This is a genomic window from Gordonia jinhuaensis, from assembly GCF_014639795.1.
Taxonomy (GTDB): domain Bacteria; phylum Actinomycetota; class Actinomycetes; order Mycobacteriales; family Mycobacteriaceae; genus Gordonia_B; species Gordonia_B jinhuaensis.
On the sequence record NZ_BMGC01000035.1, the window covers coordinates 1 to 15,834 of the forward strand.

The 15,834-nt window shown below is 67.6% G+C and carries 13 protein-coding genes; 2 read left to right on the forward strand and 11 right to left on the reverse strand.

The window, feature by feature from the left end; all coding sequences use genetic code 11:
* Nucleotides 1-100: 100 nt before the first annotated feature.
* Both hisS and IEW22_RS16605 read right to left on the reverse strand, forming a co-directional pair.
* Nucleotides 101-1,408, reverse strand: a complete 1,308-nt coding sequence (gene hisS, locus IEW22_RS16600; RefSeq protein ID WP_188587965.1) for a histidine--tRNA ligase — start codon at nt 1,406-1,408, stop codon at nt 101-103.
* Nucleotides 1,409-1,508: 100 nt separating this feature from the next.
* Nucleotides 1,509-2,189 carry an MBL fold metallo-hydrolase gene (locus tag IEW22_RS16605; protein WP_188587967.1) on the reverse strand — a complete coding sequence of 227 codons (681 nt, stop codon included), beginning with the start codon at nt 2,187-2,189 and terminating at the stop codon, nt 1,509-1,511.
* A gap of 282 nt (nt 2,190-2,471) precedes the next feature.
* On the opposite strand from IEW22_RS16605, the gene IEW22_RS16610 reads away from it, so the two are divergent.
* Complete coding sequence (locus tag IEW22_RS16610; RefSeq protein WP_188587969.1) at nt 2,472-3,458, forward strand: peptidylprolyl isomerase; 987 nt, start codon at nt 2,472-2,474, stop codon at nt 3,456-3,458.
* 55 nt (nt 3,459-3,513) lie between these two features.
* Here the strand turns inward: IEW22_RS16610 and IEW22_RS16615 are convergent, their stop codons facing one another.
* The 9 genes from IEW22_RS16615 to ruvC all read right to left on the reverse strand — a co-directional run bounded on the left by IEW22_RS16615 (nt 3,514) and on the right by ruvC (nt 14,899).
* Nucleotides 3,514-5,811, reverse strand: a complete 2,298-nt coding sequence (locus tag IEW22_RS16615; protein WP_229742836.1) for a RelA/SpoT family protein — start codon at nt 5,809-5,811, stop codon at nt 3,514-3,516.
* A gap of 616 nt (nt 5,812-6,427) precedes the next feature.
* Nucleotides 6,428-7,012 carry an adenine phosphoribosyltransferase gene (locus IEW22_RS16620; protein WP_188587971.1) on the reverse strand — a complete coding sequence of 195 codons (585 nt, stop codon included), beginning with the start codon at nt 7,010-7,012 and terminating at the stop codon, nt 6,428-6,430.
* Nucleotides 7,009-8,703: an ABC transporter substrate-binding protein gene (locus IEW22_RS16625; RefSeq protein WP_229742830.1), complete on the reverse strand. Its 1,695-nt coding sequence runs from the start codon at nt 8,701-8,703 to the stop codon at nt 7,009-7,011. Before IEW22_RS16625 ends, IEW22_RS16620 begins: the two co-directional genes overlap by 4 nt.
* A 43-nt stretch (nt 8,704-8,746) precedes the next feature.
* Nucleotides 8,747-10,015, reverse strand: coding sequence for a protein translocase subunit SecF (gene secF / locus IEW22_RS16630; RefSeq protein ID WP_373284224.1), 1,269 nt, complete (start codon nt 10,013-10,015; stop codon nt 8,747-8,749).
* 83 nt (nt 10,016-10,098) lie between these two features.
* Nucleotides 10,099-11,760, reverse strand: coding sequence for a protein translocase subunit SecD (gene secD, locus IEW22_RS16635; protein ID WP_188588020.1), 1,662 nt, complete (start codon nt 11,758-11,760; stop codon nt 10,099-10,101).
* Nucleotides 11,761-11,862: 102 nt separating this feature from the next.
* Nucleotides 11,863-12,297 (reverse strand): preprotein translocase subunit YajC, encoded by a 435-nt coding sequence (gene yajC, locus IEW22_RS16640; RefSeq protein WP_188587975.1) that lies wholly within the window; start codon nt 12,295-12,297, stop codon nt 11,863-11,865.
* 209 nt (nt 12,298-12,506) lie between these two features.
* A complete protein-coding gene (gene ruvB / locus IEW22_RS16645) occupies nt 12,507-13,622 on the reverse strand; it encodes a Holliday junction branch migration DNA helicase RuvB (protein ID WP_188587976.1) in 1,116 nt (371 codons plus the stop codon).
* A gap of 15 nt (nt 13,623-13,637) precedes the next feature.
* Nucleotides 13,638-14,240, reverse strand: a complete 603-nt coding sequence (gene ruvA, locus IEW22_RS16650) for a Holliday junction branch migration protein RuvA (RefSeq protein ID WP_188587978.1) — start codon at nt 14,238-14,240, stop codon at nt 13,638-13,640.
* Nucleotides 14,237-14,899: a crossover junction endodeoxyribonuclease RuvC gene (gene ruvC, locus IEW22_RS16655; protein ID WP_188587980.1), complete on the reverse strand. Its 663-nt coding sequence runs from the start codon at nt 14,897-14,899 to the stop codon at nt 14,237-14,239. Before ruvC ends, ruvA begins: the two co-directional genes overlap by 4 nt.
* A 260-nt stretch (nt 14,900-15,159) precedes the next feature.
* Between ruvC and IEW22_RS16660 the strand changes: the two genes are divergently transcribed.
* Complete coding sequence (locus tag IEW22_RS16660) at nt 15,160-15,786, forward strand: nucleoside/nucleotide kinase family protein (RefSeq protein ID WP_188587982.1); 627 nt, start codon at nt 15,160-15,162, stop codon at nt 15,784-15,786.
* The last annotated feature ends 48 nt before the right edge of the window (nt 15,787-15,834 follow it).

Consider the following 15,834-nt stretch of genomic DNA (forward strand, 5'->3'; position numbering starts at 1 on the left):
CCTGGAACGACAACCCCCGCCCCTACGTGTGGGTCAAGACCGCTGACCAGATCCTCGACTCCATCGCCCACTACTGCACACGAATTAATGACTCAGGACACTAGAGGTCCTGCGACGCGAGATGACCCGCGTCGACTGACACCGTGTCGAGCACCTGCCGCACCTGCGCCACCACCGAGTCGAGGTCGGCGGCGTGCTGGTCGCCGGTGCGCAGGTTCTTGATCTCGATCTGACCGGCCTCGAGTTCGCGATCCCCGAGCACCAGCGCCACCGCCGCACCCGAGCGGTCGGCGGCCTTCATCGACCCCTTGAGCCCGCGGTCGCCGTAGGCGAGGTCGACCCGGATCCCCACCGCGCGCAGCTCACCGGCGATCACCACCAGCCGGTCCTTGGCAGCGGCACCCATCGGAACACCGAAGACATCGACCCGGGCGGTGTCGCCGGGGGTGACGCCCTCGGCCTCACACGCCAAGACGGTGCGGTCGACACCGAGCCCGAAGCCGATCCCCGACAGCCCGGCCTTGCCGCCGAGCTGTGCCATGAGCCCGTCGTAGCGGCCGCCGCCGCCGATACCCGATTGCGCGCCGAGACCGTCGTGGACGAATTCGAACGTCGTCTTGGTGTAGTAGTCGAGGCCGCGCACCAGGCGCGGATTGACCTCATAGGAGACGCCGAGCCGCCGCAGGTGTCCCAGCACCGCCTCGAAGTGTTCACGACTGGCCTCGGAGAGATGATCGACCATGAGCGGAGCGTCGGCGGTGGCCGCACGCATCTCGGGTCGCTTGTCGTCGAGCACCCGCAGCGGGTTGATCTCCGCGCGCCGGCGCGTCGCGTCGTCGAGGTCGAGTCCGGCGAGGAACTCCTGCAGCAACGCCCGGTACTGCGGCCGGTCGCTGTTGTCGCCGAGTGAGGTGATCTCCAGCCGATATCCGGTCAGGCCGAGCCTGCGGTAGGCCTCGTCGGCGATGGCGATGACCTCGGCGTCCAGGGCCGGATCATCCACGCCGATCGCCTCGACCCCCACCTGCTGCAGCTGGCGGTACCGACCCGTCTGCGGTCGCTCATAGCGGAAGAAGGGCCCCGCGTAGCAGAGTTTCACCGGCAGGGTGCCGCGATCGAGTCCGTGCTGGATGACCGCGCGCATCACCCCGGCCGTGCCCTCCGGACGCAGCGACACCGAGCGGTCACCGCGATCGGTGAACGTGTACATCTCCTTGCTCACCACATCGGTGGACTCCCCTACACCGCGAGCGAACAACGCAGTGTCCTCGAACACCGGCAACTCGATGTGGGAGTATCCGGCCAGCCGAGCGGCCCGGGTGAGCTCGTCGCGCACGGCAAGGAACTGCGCCGATACCGGCGGAACGTAATCCGGGATGCCCTTGGGAGCCTGAAAACCTGCGCTCACGTGTGGTCGCGCCCTTTCGCTGTGGTGATGGTCAGCCGTGGTGACGGTCAGCTGTGAAGATGGTCATCTGTCTACCGGTGCCGACGGCACGTCAGTCGGCTCAGACGTCCTTGCCGGTCGGTGTCAGTCCGGCCAGGAAGGGGTTCGACCGCCGCTCGTCGCCGATGGTGGTCGAGGGTCCGTGTCCGGGCAGCACCAGCGTCTGGTCGGAGCGTGGGAGCAGCGTGGCGGCGATGCTGGCCAGCAACTGCTCGCCGTCGCCGCCGGGCAGGTCCGACCGGCCGATCGACCCGGCGAACAGAACGTCCCCGGAGAACACCACATCGACGCCGTCGTCGGTGGTGACCGACAGCAGTACCGACCCCTGGGTGTGACCGGGTGCGTGGTCGATCGCGATGTCGATGCCGGCCAGGTGTTCGGTCCGCCGGTCGACGAAGTCGCGCACGTCGGTCGGTGCGGTGTAGGTGATCCCGGGCAGCATCGCGCCGAGGGTCGGCCCCACCCCGACGGCAGGATCCTCGAGCATCGCGCGGTCATGCGGGTGCAGGTAGATCGGGATGCCGTAGCGATCGGCGACCGGCGCGGCGTTCCAGGTGTGGTCGAGATGACCGTGCGTCAGCAGCACCGCGACCGGTGTCAGGTCGTGGTCGGCGAGGAGTTTGTCGACGTTCGGCGCGGCATCCTGGCCGGGGTCGATGATCACGGCCTCACCACCGGCGGCCGGGGCCACCACATAACAGTTCGTCTGGAACATGCCTGCCGGGAACCCGGTGATCACCATATGTCGCACCTACTTCCCTGTCGGGCCGACCGTCGAGGTCGGGTGTGTATACCGGACGCAGCACATAACTCCATCTTGTCAAACAATGCCCGTCACACCCCCATGCGGTCGGTCAATCGCGGCCGGACGGTTCACGTGGACTCCAGAGCGCCGCGAGCGACACGGCACCCACCCCGTACATGCTTCTCTAAGAAACGACTGGCACACTTTCTCCCGGCAGTGGCACTGGGACCCCCATCCGGCGCGGGCACACGCCGAAGGCGAAACGGAGCACAGAAGACAGTGACGAGCAACGAGGAACGTCGGCAGGCGGCCAAGCGCAAACTCGAGGAGCGCCTCGCCGCGCAACGCGCACAGGCGCGCAAGCGCCGCCGAATCATCCTCGGCTCCACCGGTTTCGTCGTGGTGGTGGCCATCGCCGTCGGCGCCTACTTCGCGATCGATGCCTACCAGGATCACGTCTACAACTCCGAACATGCGCGCTGCGATTACGTCGACGCGAAGAACAACTTCGGGTCACTTCCGCCCGTCGCCGACAATCTGACCGGCGAACAGGCCACCTTCGCCGCGCAGTACAAGGACCGCCTCGCGACCGGCGAGAAGAAGGCCCGCACGACCTCCAAGCCCGACTCCCGGCCGAAGAACAGCGGCAAGGTCGATCTGACGATGCAGACCTCGCAGGGGGCCATCCCGATGACACTCAACCGCTCGGGAGCGGCATGTAATGTCAACGCCTTCGTGCATCTGGCCGACGAGAAGTACTTCAACGACTCCGACTGCCATCGTCTGGTCACCGCGACCGAGCAGAGCAAGCTCGCCGTGTTGCAGTGCGGCGATCCCACCGCAACCGGTCTGGGTAACCCCGGCTGGTCGAGCCCCGACGAGTTCCCGACCGATCTGAAGACGGTGCCCGGCAGCGAACAGCAGATGCCCGGATCGAGCCTGGCGATCTACCCGCGCGGCACGATCGCGATCGCGAACTCCTACTCGCCCGGTTACGGCAGCGCCCCGACCGGCCAGAACACCGGTTCGGCGCAGTTCTTCATCGTCGCCAAGGATTCTCAACTGCCGCCGAACTACTCGGTCGTCGGCACTGTCGACGATGCGGGCATGGCGGTGATCGACAAAGTGTACGCCGCCGGTGTGACGCCGACTCCTGAGCCGTCGGGTCAGGACCAGGCGACCGGCAAGCTCAACGCCTTCGCGACCTCTCCCACCGACGGTGCCCCGAAGCTGCCGGTGCACATCGAGACCGCCAAGGTCGCCTGAGCCGGCCGGGCAGACCGGGACTGGGGCAGACCGGGACTGGGGCAGACCGGGACCGTCAGGCAGCCGACGTGACGCGATAGACGTCGAAGACGCCCTCCACGTTGCGGACCACATTGAGCACGTGTCCCAGGTGCTTCGGGTCGCCCATCTCGAAATTGAACTTGCTGATGGCCACCCGGTCACGACTGGTGGTGACCGACGCCGACAGGATGTTCACCCGCTCGTCGGCGAGGACCTTGGTGATGTCCGAGAGCAGCCGGTGACGGTCGAGCGCCTCCACCTGGATCGCCACCAGGAACACCGACGACGGGTTGGGCGCCCACGTCACCTCGATGAGTCGTTCGGACTGCTGCTGGAGTGAGGCGACGTTGGTGCAGTCGGTGCGGTGCACGGAAACCGCTCCCCCGCGCGTCACGAAGCCCAGGATGTCGTCACCGGGGACCGGCGTACAGCATTTGGCCAACTTGGCCACCACACCGTCGGCTCCGGTGACCAGCACCCCGGCATCACCGGTCTGACGGGACCGCGTGGGCATCGTCGACGGGGTCGAACGCTCGGCGAGTTCCTCCTCGGCGTCGTCGAGCCCGCCGAGTGAAGCGACCAGACGGCTGACCACGTGGCGTGCGGACACATGACCCTCGCCGACCGCGGCGTAGAGCGCCGAGACGTCGGGATAGTGCAGCTCGGTCGAGATCGCGGCCATCGACTCGGCGTTCATCAACCGTTGCAGCGGCAGTCCCCCGCGGCGTACCTCCTTGGCGATGGCGTCCTTGCCGGACTCCAGCGCCTCCTCGCGACGCTCCTTGGCGAACCACTGGCGGATCTTGGCCTTGGCACGCGGTGACACCACGAACGACTGCCAGTCCCGCGACGGACCGGCGTTGTCGTCTTTGGAGGTGAACACCTCGACGACCTCGCCGTTCTCGAGTTTGCGTTCGAGTGCGACCAGTCGCCCGTTGACGCGCGCACCGATACATCGATGCCCCACCTCGGTGTGCACGGCATAGGCGAAGTCGACCGGCGTGGACCCGGCCGGGAGTGTGATGACATCGCCCTTGGGCGTGAAGACGAAGATCTCCTTGACCGCGAGGTCATAACGCAGCGACTCGAGGAACTCGCCCGGATCGGCGGCCTCCCGCTGCCAGTCGAGCAGTTGGCGCATCCACGCCATCTCCTCGACCTCGGCCGCGTCATCCTTGGCGTTGCGGCCCTTGGTCTCCTTGTAGCGCCAGTGGGCAGCGATGCCGAATTCCGCTGTGCGGTGCATCTCCTCGGTGCGGATCTGCACCTCCAGAGGTTTGCCCTCGGGCCCGATGACGGTGGTGTGCAGCGACTGGTAGACACCGAATCGCGGCTGGGCGATGTAATCCTTGAACCGACCGGCCATCGGCTGCCACAGGGCGTGCACGACGCCGATCGCGGCGTAGCAGTCGCGGACCTCCGGGCACAGGATGCGGATGCCCACCAGGTCGTGGATGTCGTCGAACTCGCGGCCCTTGACGATCATCTTCTGGTAGATCGACCAATAGTGCTTAGGCCGACCGGCGACCGTCGCGTCGATCCGCTGGTCGCCCAGCGCACGTTCGATGTCGGCTCGCACCTTCGCCAGGTATGTGTCACGCGAGGGTGCGCGGTCGGCGACCAGTCGCACGATCTCTTCGTAGCGCTTGGGGTGCAGGATCGCGAACGAGAGGTCCTCGAGTTCCCACTTGACCGTGGCCATACCGAGTCGGTGAGCCAGCGGCGCGATCACCTCGAGGGTCTCGCGGGCCTTACGCGCCTGCTTCTCCGGCGGCAGGAAGCGCATGGTGCGCATGTTGTGCAGCCGGTCGGCGACCTTGATCACCAACACGCGCGGGTCACGCGCCATGGCGATGATCATCTTGCGGATGGTCTCGGCTTCGGCGGCATGGCCGAGCGCGACCTTGTCGAGTTTCGTCACGCCGTCGACGAGATGTGCGACCTCACTGCCGAAGTCGGCGGTGAGCTCATCGAGGGTGTAGCCGGTGTCCTCGACGGTGTCGTGCAGTAGCGCCGCGACCAGGGTGGTGGTGTCCATCCCGAGGTCGGCGAGGATGGTCGCGACCGCCAGCGGATGGGTGATGTAGGGGTCTCCGGACTTGCGGAACTGCCCCTCATGGCGCGCCTCGGCCACATCGTAGGCACGCTGCAGCAGCGTGGTGTCGGCCTTCGGGTAGACCTCGCGATGCAGCGTCACCAGTGGTTCGAGCACCGACCGGATGGGGCTCTTGGTCGCGGTCATCCGACGGGCCAGGCGGGCGCGCACACGACGGGAGGTCGAGGCCGACCCGACCGGTCGCGAGGCACCGACCCCCTGCGGAGGCGCGGTCACCGCATCGGCGGTCCGCCCCACACCGTTGTCCCGGCTGCCATTGCTCGATGGGACGCCGCCATTGCTCGATGGGACGCTGCCATTGCTCGATGGGACGCCGCCATTGCTCGATGGGACGCTGCCGTTGCTCGATGGGACATCGTCGCGCGGGGAGGCAGTGTTTGCGGCGGCTCCGGTCGTAGCGGCACCGCCGGCGCCGCTGGACCCGGAATCACTGGGTGCCGGAGCCTGGGTTGTCGCATCCGACCGCGAACCCTGGCGGGCAGCGCCTCGCTCCTCGGCAGGGTCGGATCTGTTCGCGTCAGATCCGTTCTGATCGGGTCGGTTCTGGTCGGGTCGGTTTGGATCGTCGGCGACCGGGGCCACCGACACCGCGCGCTGCTGCTCGTCCACAGCCACCTCCTCAGTCAGGGCCTTGCACCCCGTCATGCTCGTCGACCCGGCACGGCCGGCGGTGCGACGCGGCGATCGGTCGGCTCGGGCCGTGACCGACAGACCACCCCGGCTGATCTGCCGTTCGGAACACATCGTGATCTGTAGTCAAACACGTGACCAGCCCGATTTTAATCCGTGCCCCCGATATCCCGTGGTTTCCGGTGTCCGGTGACCACCGTGCTCAGCCCACCCACAGACACGTCACCGGGATGTCACCGCCGAGGTGTTTGGCGACCCGCTCATGGCCGCCGAGTCCGTCGAGTTCCATGATCGTGGCCACCGCGACCACCTCGGCACCCACGTCGGTGAGCAGATCCACCGCCGCGATCGCGGTGCCGCCGGTGGCGAGTACGTCGTCGACCACCAGCACCCGCTTGCCGACGAGGTCCATGCCGTCGGCGGGCAGTTCCAGTGAGGCGGTGCCGTATTCGAGCTCGTATTCGCGTCGATGCGTCGGAGGTGGCAGCTTGCCGGCCTTACGGATCGCCAGCACCCCCACCCCGAGACGTAATGCCACGGCTCCACCGATGAGGAAACCGCGCGCGTCGATCCCACCCACCAGATCGACGTCGCCGAGGCCGTAGATCAGCCCGTCGACCACACTCGCCAGCCCATCGCCGTCAGCGAGGACCGGACTCAGGTCCTGGAAGATGATGCCCTTCTCCGGGAAATCGGGCACCCGTCGCGTCTTCTCATCGATCAGCGCCCGGGCGTGCTCGCGCGGATCCCCTTCGGCACCGCGTTGCCGTGCCGACTCATCTGTCATGACATCTCCCACCGGTCCATGTTCCATCCCGTCGCAGAGCGAGCCGCTCCGCTCACCACGGTTCTCATTGTGTCGGCCGTCTGCTGGGTCCGCGGGGCGGCGAACAAGGGCAGCGCGGGCATCTGTGCCCACAGCTCGGTCTCGATGGTGCGCATCAGAGCGATCCGCGCGGTGTCGTCGGTGGCCACAGCGAGTTCGGCGACGGCGTCGTCGACCCTCGGCGAACCGAATCCGCCGATGTTGAGCGGGTCGGCACCCACGAAGGCATAGGCGTCGCGGATCGGGTCCGCTGCCCCCGAGGCGGCCAGCGATGCACCACCGGCGGTGATCACGGCGTCGACACTGCGGCCGAGGTCGCCGACGGTGAACCCTGGTGATCCCATGTCGCGGATCGTGATACCCGCCTCGGCGCAGGAGTCGGCGATCGCGCGCACGATCGCGGCCCGGCGGTAATCGGGTGCGAGATAACCGATCCGCACCACCGGCGCGGCGCCGCCGGCGGGTAGCAGCGCGCGCGCACGCGTGAGGTCGGCACGGGCGTGGTCACCGCCGAAGGCATTCGACAGCGCCACTCCGGTCAGCGAACCCGGCGCGGCGATGTGCAGGTTCCACACACCCGCCCCGCCGGAGAAGCGTTGGGCGAGTTGATCGCGCGGCACACAGTAGGCGAAGGCCTGTCGCATCGCCGGGTCGGCGAAGAGCCCTGATGACGACATCACGATCTGTTCGACGCCGAGCCGTCCGATACCCGAGGTCGGCGAGACCGGCGCGGCCGACGCCGAGCCCCCCGAACCGCCCGACACCGACTGGTCGCCGTAGGTGTTGGCGCTGGTGTCCATCACGTCGACATCCCCCGCCTTGAGCCGCTCGGACCCGTCTGTGCCGCGAGGCCACACGGTGATCCGCTTCTCGACCGGCGCCGGACCCCACCACGAGTCGTTGGCCACCAGCACCAGTCCGCCACGCTCGCTGTAGGAGTGCAGGCGATACGGCCCGGCAGAGGGGAACAGCGCAGACACCGCGGCCGCATCACCGAGCCGACCCGGAGTCAGGGTCCAGCCGGTGTTCCAGAATCGGGCGATGCGTGCGATCGCGGCGCTGTCGTTGCCCCGTATCGGGGTGACCACGCTGCCCACGCCCACTGCCCGAGCGATCACATGCGAGGGCAGGAGAGCGCCCGCGCCGAACAGTGCATCCCACTCATTGTCGTTGCGCCCGGCAGCGAACGTGACCACTGCCTCCCGGCTGCCCGGGGTGCAGTCCACCGACTCGATGTCCCGGTACCCGGCGGTGGTGGCCGGGGCGAATCCGTCGAACCGGCCACTCTGGGCTGCCCACGCCAGCACCAGATCGTCACAGGTCACCGCGACCTGATCGGAGTACGTCGCGCGCGGGTTGATCGCGTAGCGCACGCGCAAGCGGTCGCCGGGTTCGGGTGTGGCCGTTCCGAAGTCGTGATCGGCCACCACACGCCCGTCCGGACCGAGATAGGAGAACCCCGGCAGCGTCCGGGTGAACGCCATCAGCACGCCGTCAGCCGACCCGTCCACCGTGTTGGGGTTGTACGTGCCGACCCGGGCATCGACCAGATAGTTCACCGTTCGCGGCGCGGAACCCGACGAGCAGGACATCAGCGTGGCGGCGACGACGGCCAGCACCACACCGAGCCAGATCAGCCTGCGTTGCCTCACGTTGGGCCACCCTATCGTCGGACCGACGTGACCGGCGTGAGGACTATTTGCGGCGTTTCCCGGTCGGACGATTGCCGGCGGCACTGCGTTTGGTCTGCGGGCGCGGCGCGTAGTCGCCACGGGCGGTGAAGGTCGGCTCGCTCGTGGTGATGCGAGGGGTGGCGGTGCCGGCCGCGGCACTGCGGGTGGCCGCCGAACCGGCCGCCACCTTCGCCGGGCGCGGCGCGTCCTCGATCGCGTCCTCGCCACGGCGGCGGGCGGCGACCTTGGCGTTGTGACGCTTGTACTCGGCTCGCTTGTTCTTCAACGTCACCAGCAGCGGCGTGGCGAAGAAGATCGACGAGTAGGTGCCCGAGATCACGCCGACCAGCTGGATGAGCGCGAGGTCCTTGAGCATGCCCACGCCCAGCATCCACACGGCGACGACGATGAGCGCCAGGATCGGCAGGATCGAGATCAGGGTCGTGTTGATCGAGCGCATGAACGTCTGATTGACGGCCAGATTGGCCTGTTCACCGTAGGTGCGCCGGGTGGTCTTGGTGACCGCCCGGGTGTTCTCCCCCACCTTGTCGAACACCACGACGGTGTCATACAGCGAGAAGCCCAGGATGGTGAGCAGGCCGATGACGGTCGCCGGGCTCACCTCGAATCCCACCAGCGAGTAGATGCCGGCGGTGACCACGATGTCGAAGATGAGTGCGGCGATCGACGAGATCGCCATCTCCCTGTCGAAGCGCACGGTGATGTAGATCAGCACGATCACCAGGAACACGATGAGCGCGATGATCGCCTTCTTGGTGATCTCGTCACCCCACGTCGAGCTCACATCCGAACTCGACACGTTGTCCCTGGTCACCTCGGGTCCGAACCGGTTCACGAGTTCGTCGGTCAGCTTCTGCAGCTGCGCGTTGTCGAGGGTCTCGGTGCGGATCTGCACGGTCTTGCTCGCGCCGGAGCCGGCGGTCTGCACCGACTGCGGGCTCGAACCCAGCGCGTCGGAGTAGGCGTTGTCGACCGCTGACGTGGAGGTCTGGGAGGTGGCCGGGAACGAGACCTGCGTACCGCCCTCGAAGTCGATCGAGAGTGAGAAACCGCGGAAGATCATGCTCAGGATGCAGATCACCATGATCACCGCGGTGATGACGAACCACATCTTGCGCCGACCCACCACGTCGAAGGCGCCGGTGCCGGTGTAGAGCCGCGAGAGCAGCGAACCGGTCGTGGCCGGGCCGGGTGAGGTCGCGTTGGGGCGGGTGTTGCCCTGCTCGGCGATCGTCTCCTCGACACCCGCCTTCACGTCCGTGGTGTTCACGTCACCGGGGTGTGCGGTGTCGTCGGGGTGTTCGTGAGCGCCCGGCGTCGTGGGGTCGTTCGAGTTCTTGTTGTCCGATGACGTCATCGTGAACCTCCACCGGTCGACGCGGTCGGGCGCGACGAGGAGTCCTCGCCGGCCGACGCGGTGTGCTTACGGCGGCCGACCTCGGCGACCGCGCCGAGTCCGTTGACCGAGGGGCGTGCCCAGAACTTGGATCTGCTCGCGTAGACCATCAGCGGATGTGTCACCAGGAACACGATCACCAGGTCGAGCACGGTGGTCAGGCCCAGGGTGAAGGCGAAGCCCTTCACATCGCCGACGGCGAGGATGTAGAGCACCACCGCCGCGATCAGGGTCACGGCGTTGCCGGTCCAGATGGTGCGACGCGCACTCGCCCAGCCGCGTGGTACCGCCGAGCGGAAACTGCGACCCTCACGCATCTCGTCCTTGATGCGCTCGAAGTAGACGACGAACGAGTCCGCGGTCATACCGATACCGATGATCAGACCGGCGATGCCGGAGAGGTCGAGGGTGAACCCGATCCACCGCCCGAGCAGCACCATGATCCCGTAGACCATCACGCCCGAGAGCACCAGCGAAGCCAGCACCAGCGTGCCGAGCATGCGGTAGTAGATCAGGGCGTAGAGGAACACCAGGACCAGTCCCACCGCGCCGGCGATCAGGCCCGCTTTGAGTGACTGGAATCCCAGCGTCGCCGAGACCGATTCGGCGTCGGAGGACTTGAACGACAGCGGCAGAGAACCGTACTTGAGCACGTTGGCGAGGTTCTTGGCCTCGTCCTGGCTGAAGTTGCCCGAGATCTGTGTCGAGGTGGAGTTGATCGCGCCCTGGATCTGCGGCGCGGACACCACCCGCGAGTCGAGGGTGAAGGCTGTCTGCTTGCCGATGTTCTCGGCGGTGTACTTGGGCCAGAAATCCTTGGCGGCACCCTTGAACGACACGTCGACGATCCACCCACCGCCCTGCTGGCTCGTGGTCGCCGAGGCGCTGGAGATGTCGCGCCCGTCGATGATCGAGGGCCCGAGCAGATACACCTGGGTGCCGTCCTGCGAACACGACACCAGGTACTGGTTGGGATCGTCGTTGCCCTGCAGAGGATCGGCGGCAGTGGGCGCGCAGTCGAGTTTGGCCATCTGCGCCTTGAGTTTGTCCAGGGTTGCCGCGTCGGCGTTCTTGGGAGCCTGGCGCGCGGTCTTGGCGGCGTTGATCGCCTCCGGTGACGTCGCCTCCGAGGAGGCCGACTTCGGCGGCGTGCCCTGTTGCGCCGTCGCCGCGGCGACCTGTTCGACCGGCCGGACGTACAGGCGAGCGGTCTGACCGAGGCTGCGTGCCTCCTTGCCGTCGTTGCCGGGCACCGTGATCACCAGGTTCTTACCGTCGACGATCACCTCCGAGCCGCTGACACCGAGGCCGTTGACGCGCTGTTCGATGATGTCCTTGGCCTTGTCGAGCTGATCGCGACTCGGCGCGGACCCGTCAGGGGTACGGGCGGTCAGCGTCACACGCGTGCCACCCTGCAGATCGATACCCAGTTTGGGTTTCGGTGAGCCGCCGCCGGTGAAGAACACCAGGGCGTACACGATGATCATCAGCAGGAAAAACAACGCCAACAGCCGCGAGGGCGGAACCTCACGACTCGGCGCCGGACGTCGAGACGTCCGGCGTTCAGAATCTGCCACGCTGCTTCGTACTCCTTTGTCGGTGGGATCGGGCTGCCGCATCCTCACGGGACGGCCGGGCTGCCCGATCCGGTCACACCGTCACGGCCACACAGGAACCACCGCGTGCGCGACGGCGGTCGGCACGCGGCGGCAGTGGTGTGATCAGCGGTTCTCGCGCCTGTCGTCGGCATCGTCACGGATCGTGTCGTCGTGGAACTGAGGATTCTCGGCCCCCAGGTCGGTCGACGAGACGTCGGTGGCCCCATGACCATCGGCGAGGTGGTCATCGGAGAGTTCGTGGTTCTCCGGGGCGACATAGCCGGGGAACGAGGCCGGCAGGTCGTCGGGATGGACGACCTCACGCACGGCCAGACGGTTCCAGCGGGTGACATAGCCCGGGGCCAGTTCGAGGTCGACCACGCCGTCGCCGAGACCCACGACCGTGCCGTAGACGCCCGAGGTCGTCTGCACGCGCGCTCCGGCCTGCAGCGAATCCTGCATCTGCTGGGCCTGGGCCACAGCCTTCTTCTGCCTGCGGATCTGCAGGTACATGAAGCCGGCGAGAAGCACCAGGATGACGGGCAGAATGATACTCATTGTGTGATTTCAGTCCTCGGGGTACGTCGATAGTCTTGCGCGGTCCGCCGCGCTCGACTCTCCAGTGTGCCACCTATGCCGACGCCGATACACCCGGGTTGCCGTATTCGGCACGTCAGAATGGCTGTGACGAGCAGCATCGGCGGTCTGCGGACGGCAGGATCGGCCATCACCCACGAGCACGATCGACGCATGCCGATCCATGTCGATCACAGCTCGTCGAACAGCCCGACGGTCGGTTCCGCATCGGCAGGTTCCGCATCGGCAGTGCCCGGATCACGCACGCGTACCCCGAACGCCGCACTCAACGCACCGGCCGGCGGTGTGAGCCCCAGATGGTTCCAGGCCGCCGCGGTGGCCACGCGCCCACGCGGGGTCCGGGCAACCATGCCGGCGCGCACGAGGAACGGCTCACACACCTCTTCGACGGTGGCCGGCTCCTCGCCGACCGCCACCGCGAGCGTCGACACACCGACGGGACCACCGCCGAAACCGCGGACCAGGGCGTCGAGCACCGCACGGTCGAGGCGGTCGAAACCCTGCGAGTCCACGTCGTAGACCGACAGGGCTGCGCGCGCCACCTCGACGGTGACCTCCCCATCGCTGCGGACCTCGGCATAGTCACGGACCCGGCGGAGCAGACGGTTGGCGATACGCGGCGTGCCGCGGGAGCGGCGGGCGATCTCGGCGCCGGCGTCCTCGCGCATCCGGATGCCGAGGATGGCGGCCGACCGCCGCAGTACCGCGAGCAGCTCGGGCGGTTCGTAGAACTCCATGTGTGCGGTGAACCCGAAGCGATCACGCAGCGGTCCGGTGAGCGAACCACTGCGGGTGGTGGCGCCCACCAGAGTGAACGGTGCGACGTCGAGTGGGATCGAGGTGGCGCCGGGTCCTTTGCCCACCACCACGTCGACGCGGAAGTCCTCCATCGCGAGGTAGAGCATCTCTTCGGCGGGACGCGCGATGCGGTGGATCTCGTCGATGAACAGCACATCGCCCTCGACCAGGTTGGACAGCATCGCCGCGAGGTCACCGGCGCGCTCGAGCGCCGGCCCCGACGTCACCCGGATCGCCGCCCCCATCTCGCCGGCGATGATCATCGCCAGGGAGGTCTTGCCCAGCCCGGGCGGACCTGACAGCAGGATGTGGTCGGGCGTGGCGCCCCGCCCCTTCGCCCCTGCGAGCACCAGCTCGAGTTGTTCGCGGACCTTTGCCTGGCCGATGAAGTCGGCCAGCGAACGCGGCCGCAGCCCGGAGTCGAAGTCGCCGTCGGCGCCCAGCGATGCGGCGCTGACCTCCCGCTCGCCGTCCACATCCTCATTCACCACGCATGTCCTCACTCATCGCGCGCGCCCCAGCATCGTGAGGCTTTGCCGCAGCAGCGCCGAGGCATCGGCGTCGGGCACCTCGGCCATCACCGCCGCGACTGCCTTCTCGGCGGCCGCCTGGGTGAAGCCGAGACCGACGAGAGCCTCACCGACCTGATCGGCAACGGTCATCGCGCCCGGCGTGCCCGGGATTCTGCCCGGGGTCGGGGCCGCTGCGGCGTCGACCTTGTCACGCAGTTCCACCACCAGCCGCTCGGCAACCCGCTTACCGATCCCGGGAACCGTCGTCAGGGCCTTGACGTCACTGTCGGCCAGTGCTTTGCGCAGCGAATCCGGTTGCAGCACAGCCAGAGTCGCCATCGCCAGGCGTGGGCCCACCCCGGTGACGGTCTGCAGCAGAGCGAACAGCGCACGCGCATCGCCGTTGACGAAGCCGTAGAGCGTCATGGAGTCCTCGCGGACGATCATCGACGTCAGCAGGGTGGCCTCCTGTCCACGCGCCAACGTGGCCAGGGTCGACGGGGTGGCCAGCACCGTGTACCCGACGCCGCCGCAGTCGATCACCGCGTGGTCGAGCGCGATGTCGAGCACCGGTCCACGCACCGACGCGATCATGAGCGATCACCTGTCACCGCAACCCCCGTACCTGAACCTGTCGTGCCCGCATCTGTTGTGCTGGAATCTGCCGCACCTCTCGGCCGTCGGCCCTTGTCTGCTGCCGCACGTGCGGCAGCGACCTTCTCCGCATGCCGACGACGTTGCGCCTCGGCACGGCGGGCGGCCTCGGCCATCCGCTCGGCCATCGGACCGCGCCAGCAGTGACAGATGGCCAGCGCGAGCGCGTCGGCGGCATCGGCCGGGCGCGGTGCGGTCTGCATCCCGAGGATCTTGGTGACCATCATCGTGACCTGCGCCTTGTCGGCTCGACCGCTCCCGGTCACCGCCGCCTTCACCTCCGAGGGAGTGTGGAATCGCACCGGGACGTCCCGCTGCGCGGCCGCGAGCGCGATCACACCGCCGGCCTGCGCGGTACCCATCGCGGTGGACACCTGATTCTGGGCGAAGACGCGTTCGATGGCCACGACATCGGGTTGATGCACGTCGAGCCAGCGGCAGGCGGCCGTGTAGACGGTGAGCAGGCGCAATTCCAGGTCCATGTCGGTGGGAGTGCGCACCACGTCGACGTCGAGCGCGGTGACGGAACGACCGCGCCCGGCCTCCACCAGTGCGAGCCCGCACCGCGTGAGGCCAGGGTCGACTCCCATCACACGCACATGAACTCCCTCCGGACGCACACCGACTTGCCGAACAGTTGTTCGAGATTGTACTGGGCGTCGCCGACACAACGTCGGACCAACACTCCGAGACGGGCACTCCGAGAAGATGCCGACACCGCGATTCCGCGCGTACGAGGACCCGGGGATCGATCAACACCGGGATCGATCACCACCGGGACCGATCCACCCAGGTCGAGCTGCACGTTGGCAGGGGCGAAAAGGCAGGGGCGAAAAGGCAGGGGCGAGAATGGACAGCAATGCCGAGATATTCACCGATCGGATATTCACCGATCGCACCGGATGCGCTGGTCCGGTTGTGCGCCGACCGGGCGCTGCGGCTGCCCGGCCGCGCGATCGTCGTGGTCGACGGTGCACCGCCGGCGCATCCGGACTCGCTGGCCGCCGACGTCGCCGACACGATCCGCACCGCCGGTCGCGCGGCCGACGTGGTCCGCGTCGACGACTTCATCCGTCCCGCGTCGACACGACTCGAATGGGGACCGCACGATACCGAGAGCTACCTGACCAGCTGGTATGACTACCCTGCCCTGCGTCGGGAGGTGGTCGACGCGCTCCACGATCACGGCCGGTGGCTGCCGCGCCTGTGGGACAGCCGTCGGGACAGATCGTTTCGCGACCAGATGCGCTCGGCCACCGAGGATCAGATCCTCGTCATCTCCGGGCCGATGACGCTGCGCCCGATCCTGGCACCGGATCTCTCGATCGCCCTGCGGATGGGACGCGCCACGTTGGACCGGCTCATGCCACCGGATCTCACGTGGACGATCGAGCCGCTGCTGGAGTTCGCCGAACACGCACCCACACCGACCATCGAGGTGCGCTACGACCACCCCGGTCGGCCCGCGATCGCCGAACGGGTGTGAGGCACCCGGTCGACGCTGCCGCCGTGGTCCGCGTCGCCGAAGGCCTTC

Excerpts from the sequence above, each read along its gene's own strand:
- yajC (WP_188587975.1), bottom strand. The coding sequence starts at position 12,297 with ATGAGTATCATTCTGCCCGTCATCCTGGTGCTTCTCGCCGGCTTCATG.
- IEW22_RS16620 (WP_188587971.1), bottom strand. The coding sequence starts at position 7,012 with ATGACAGATGAGTCGGCACGGCAACGCGGTGCCGAAGGGGATCCGCGC.
- ruvA (WP_188587978.1), bottom strand. The coding sequence starts at position 14,240 with ATGATCGCGTCGGTGCGTGGACCGGTGCTCGACATCGCGCTCGACCAC.
- secD (WP_188588020.1), bottom strand. The coding sequence starts at position 11,760 with ATGCGGCAGCCCGATCCCACCGACAAAGGAGTACGAAGCAGCGTGGCA.
- IEW22_RS16605 (WP_188587967.1), bottom strand. The coding sequence starts at position 2,189 with ATGGTGATCACCGGGTTCCCGGCAGGCATGTTCCAGACGAACTGTTAT.
- IEW22_RS16660 (WP_188587982.1), top strand. The coding sequence starts at position 15,160 with ATGCCGAGATATTCACCGATCGGATATTCACCGATCGCACCGGATGCG.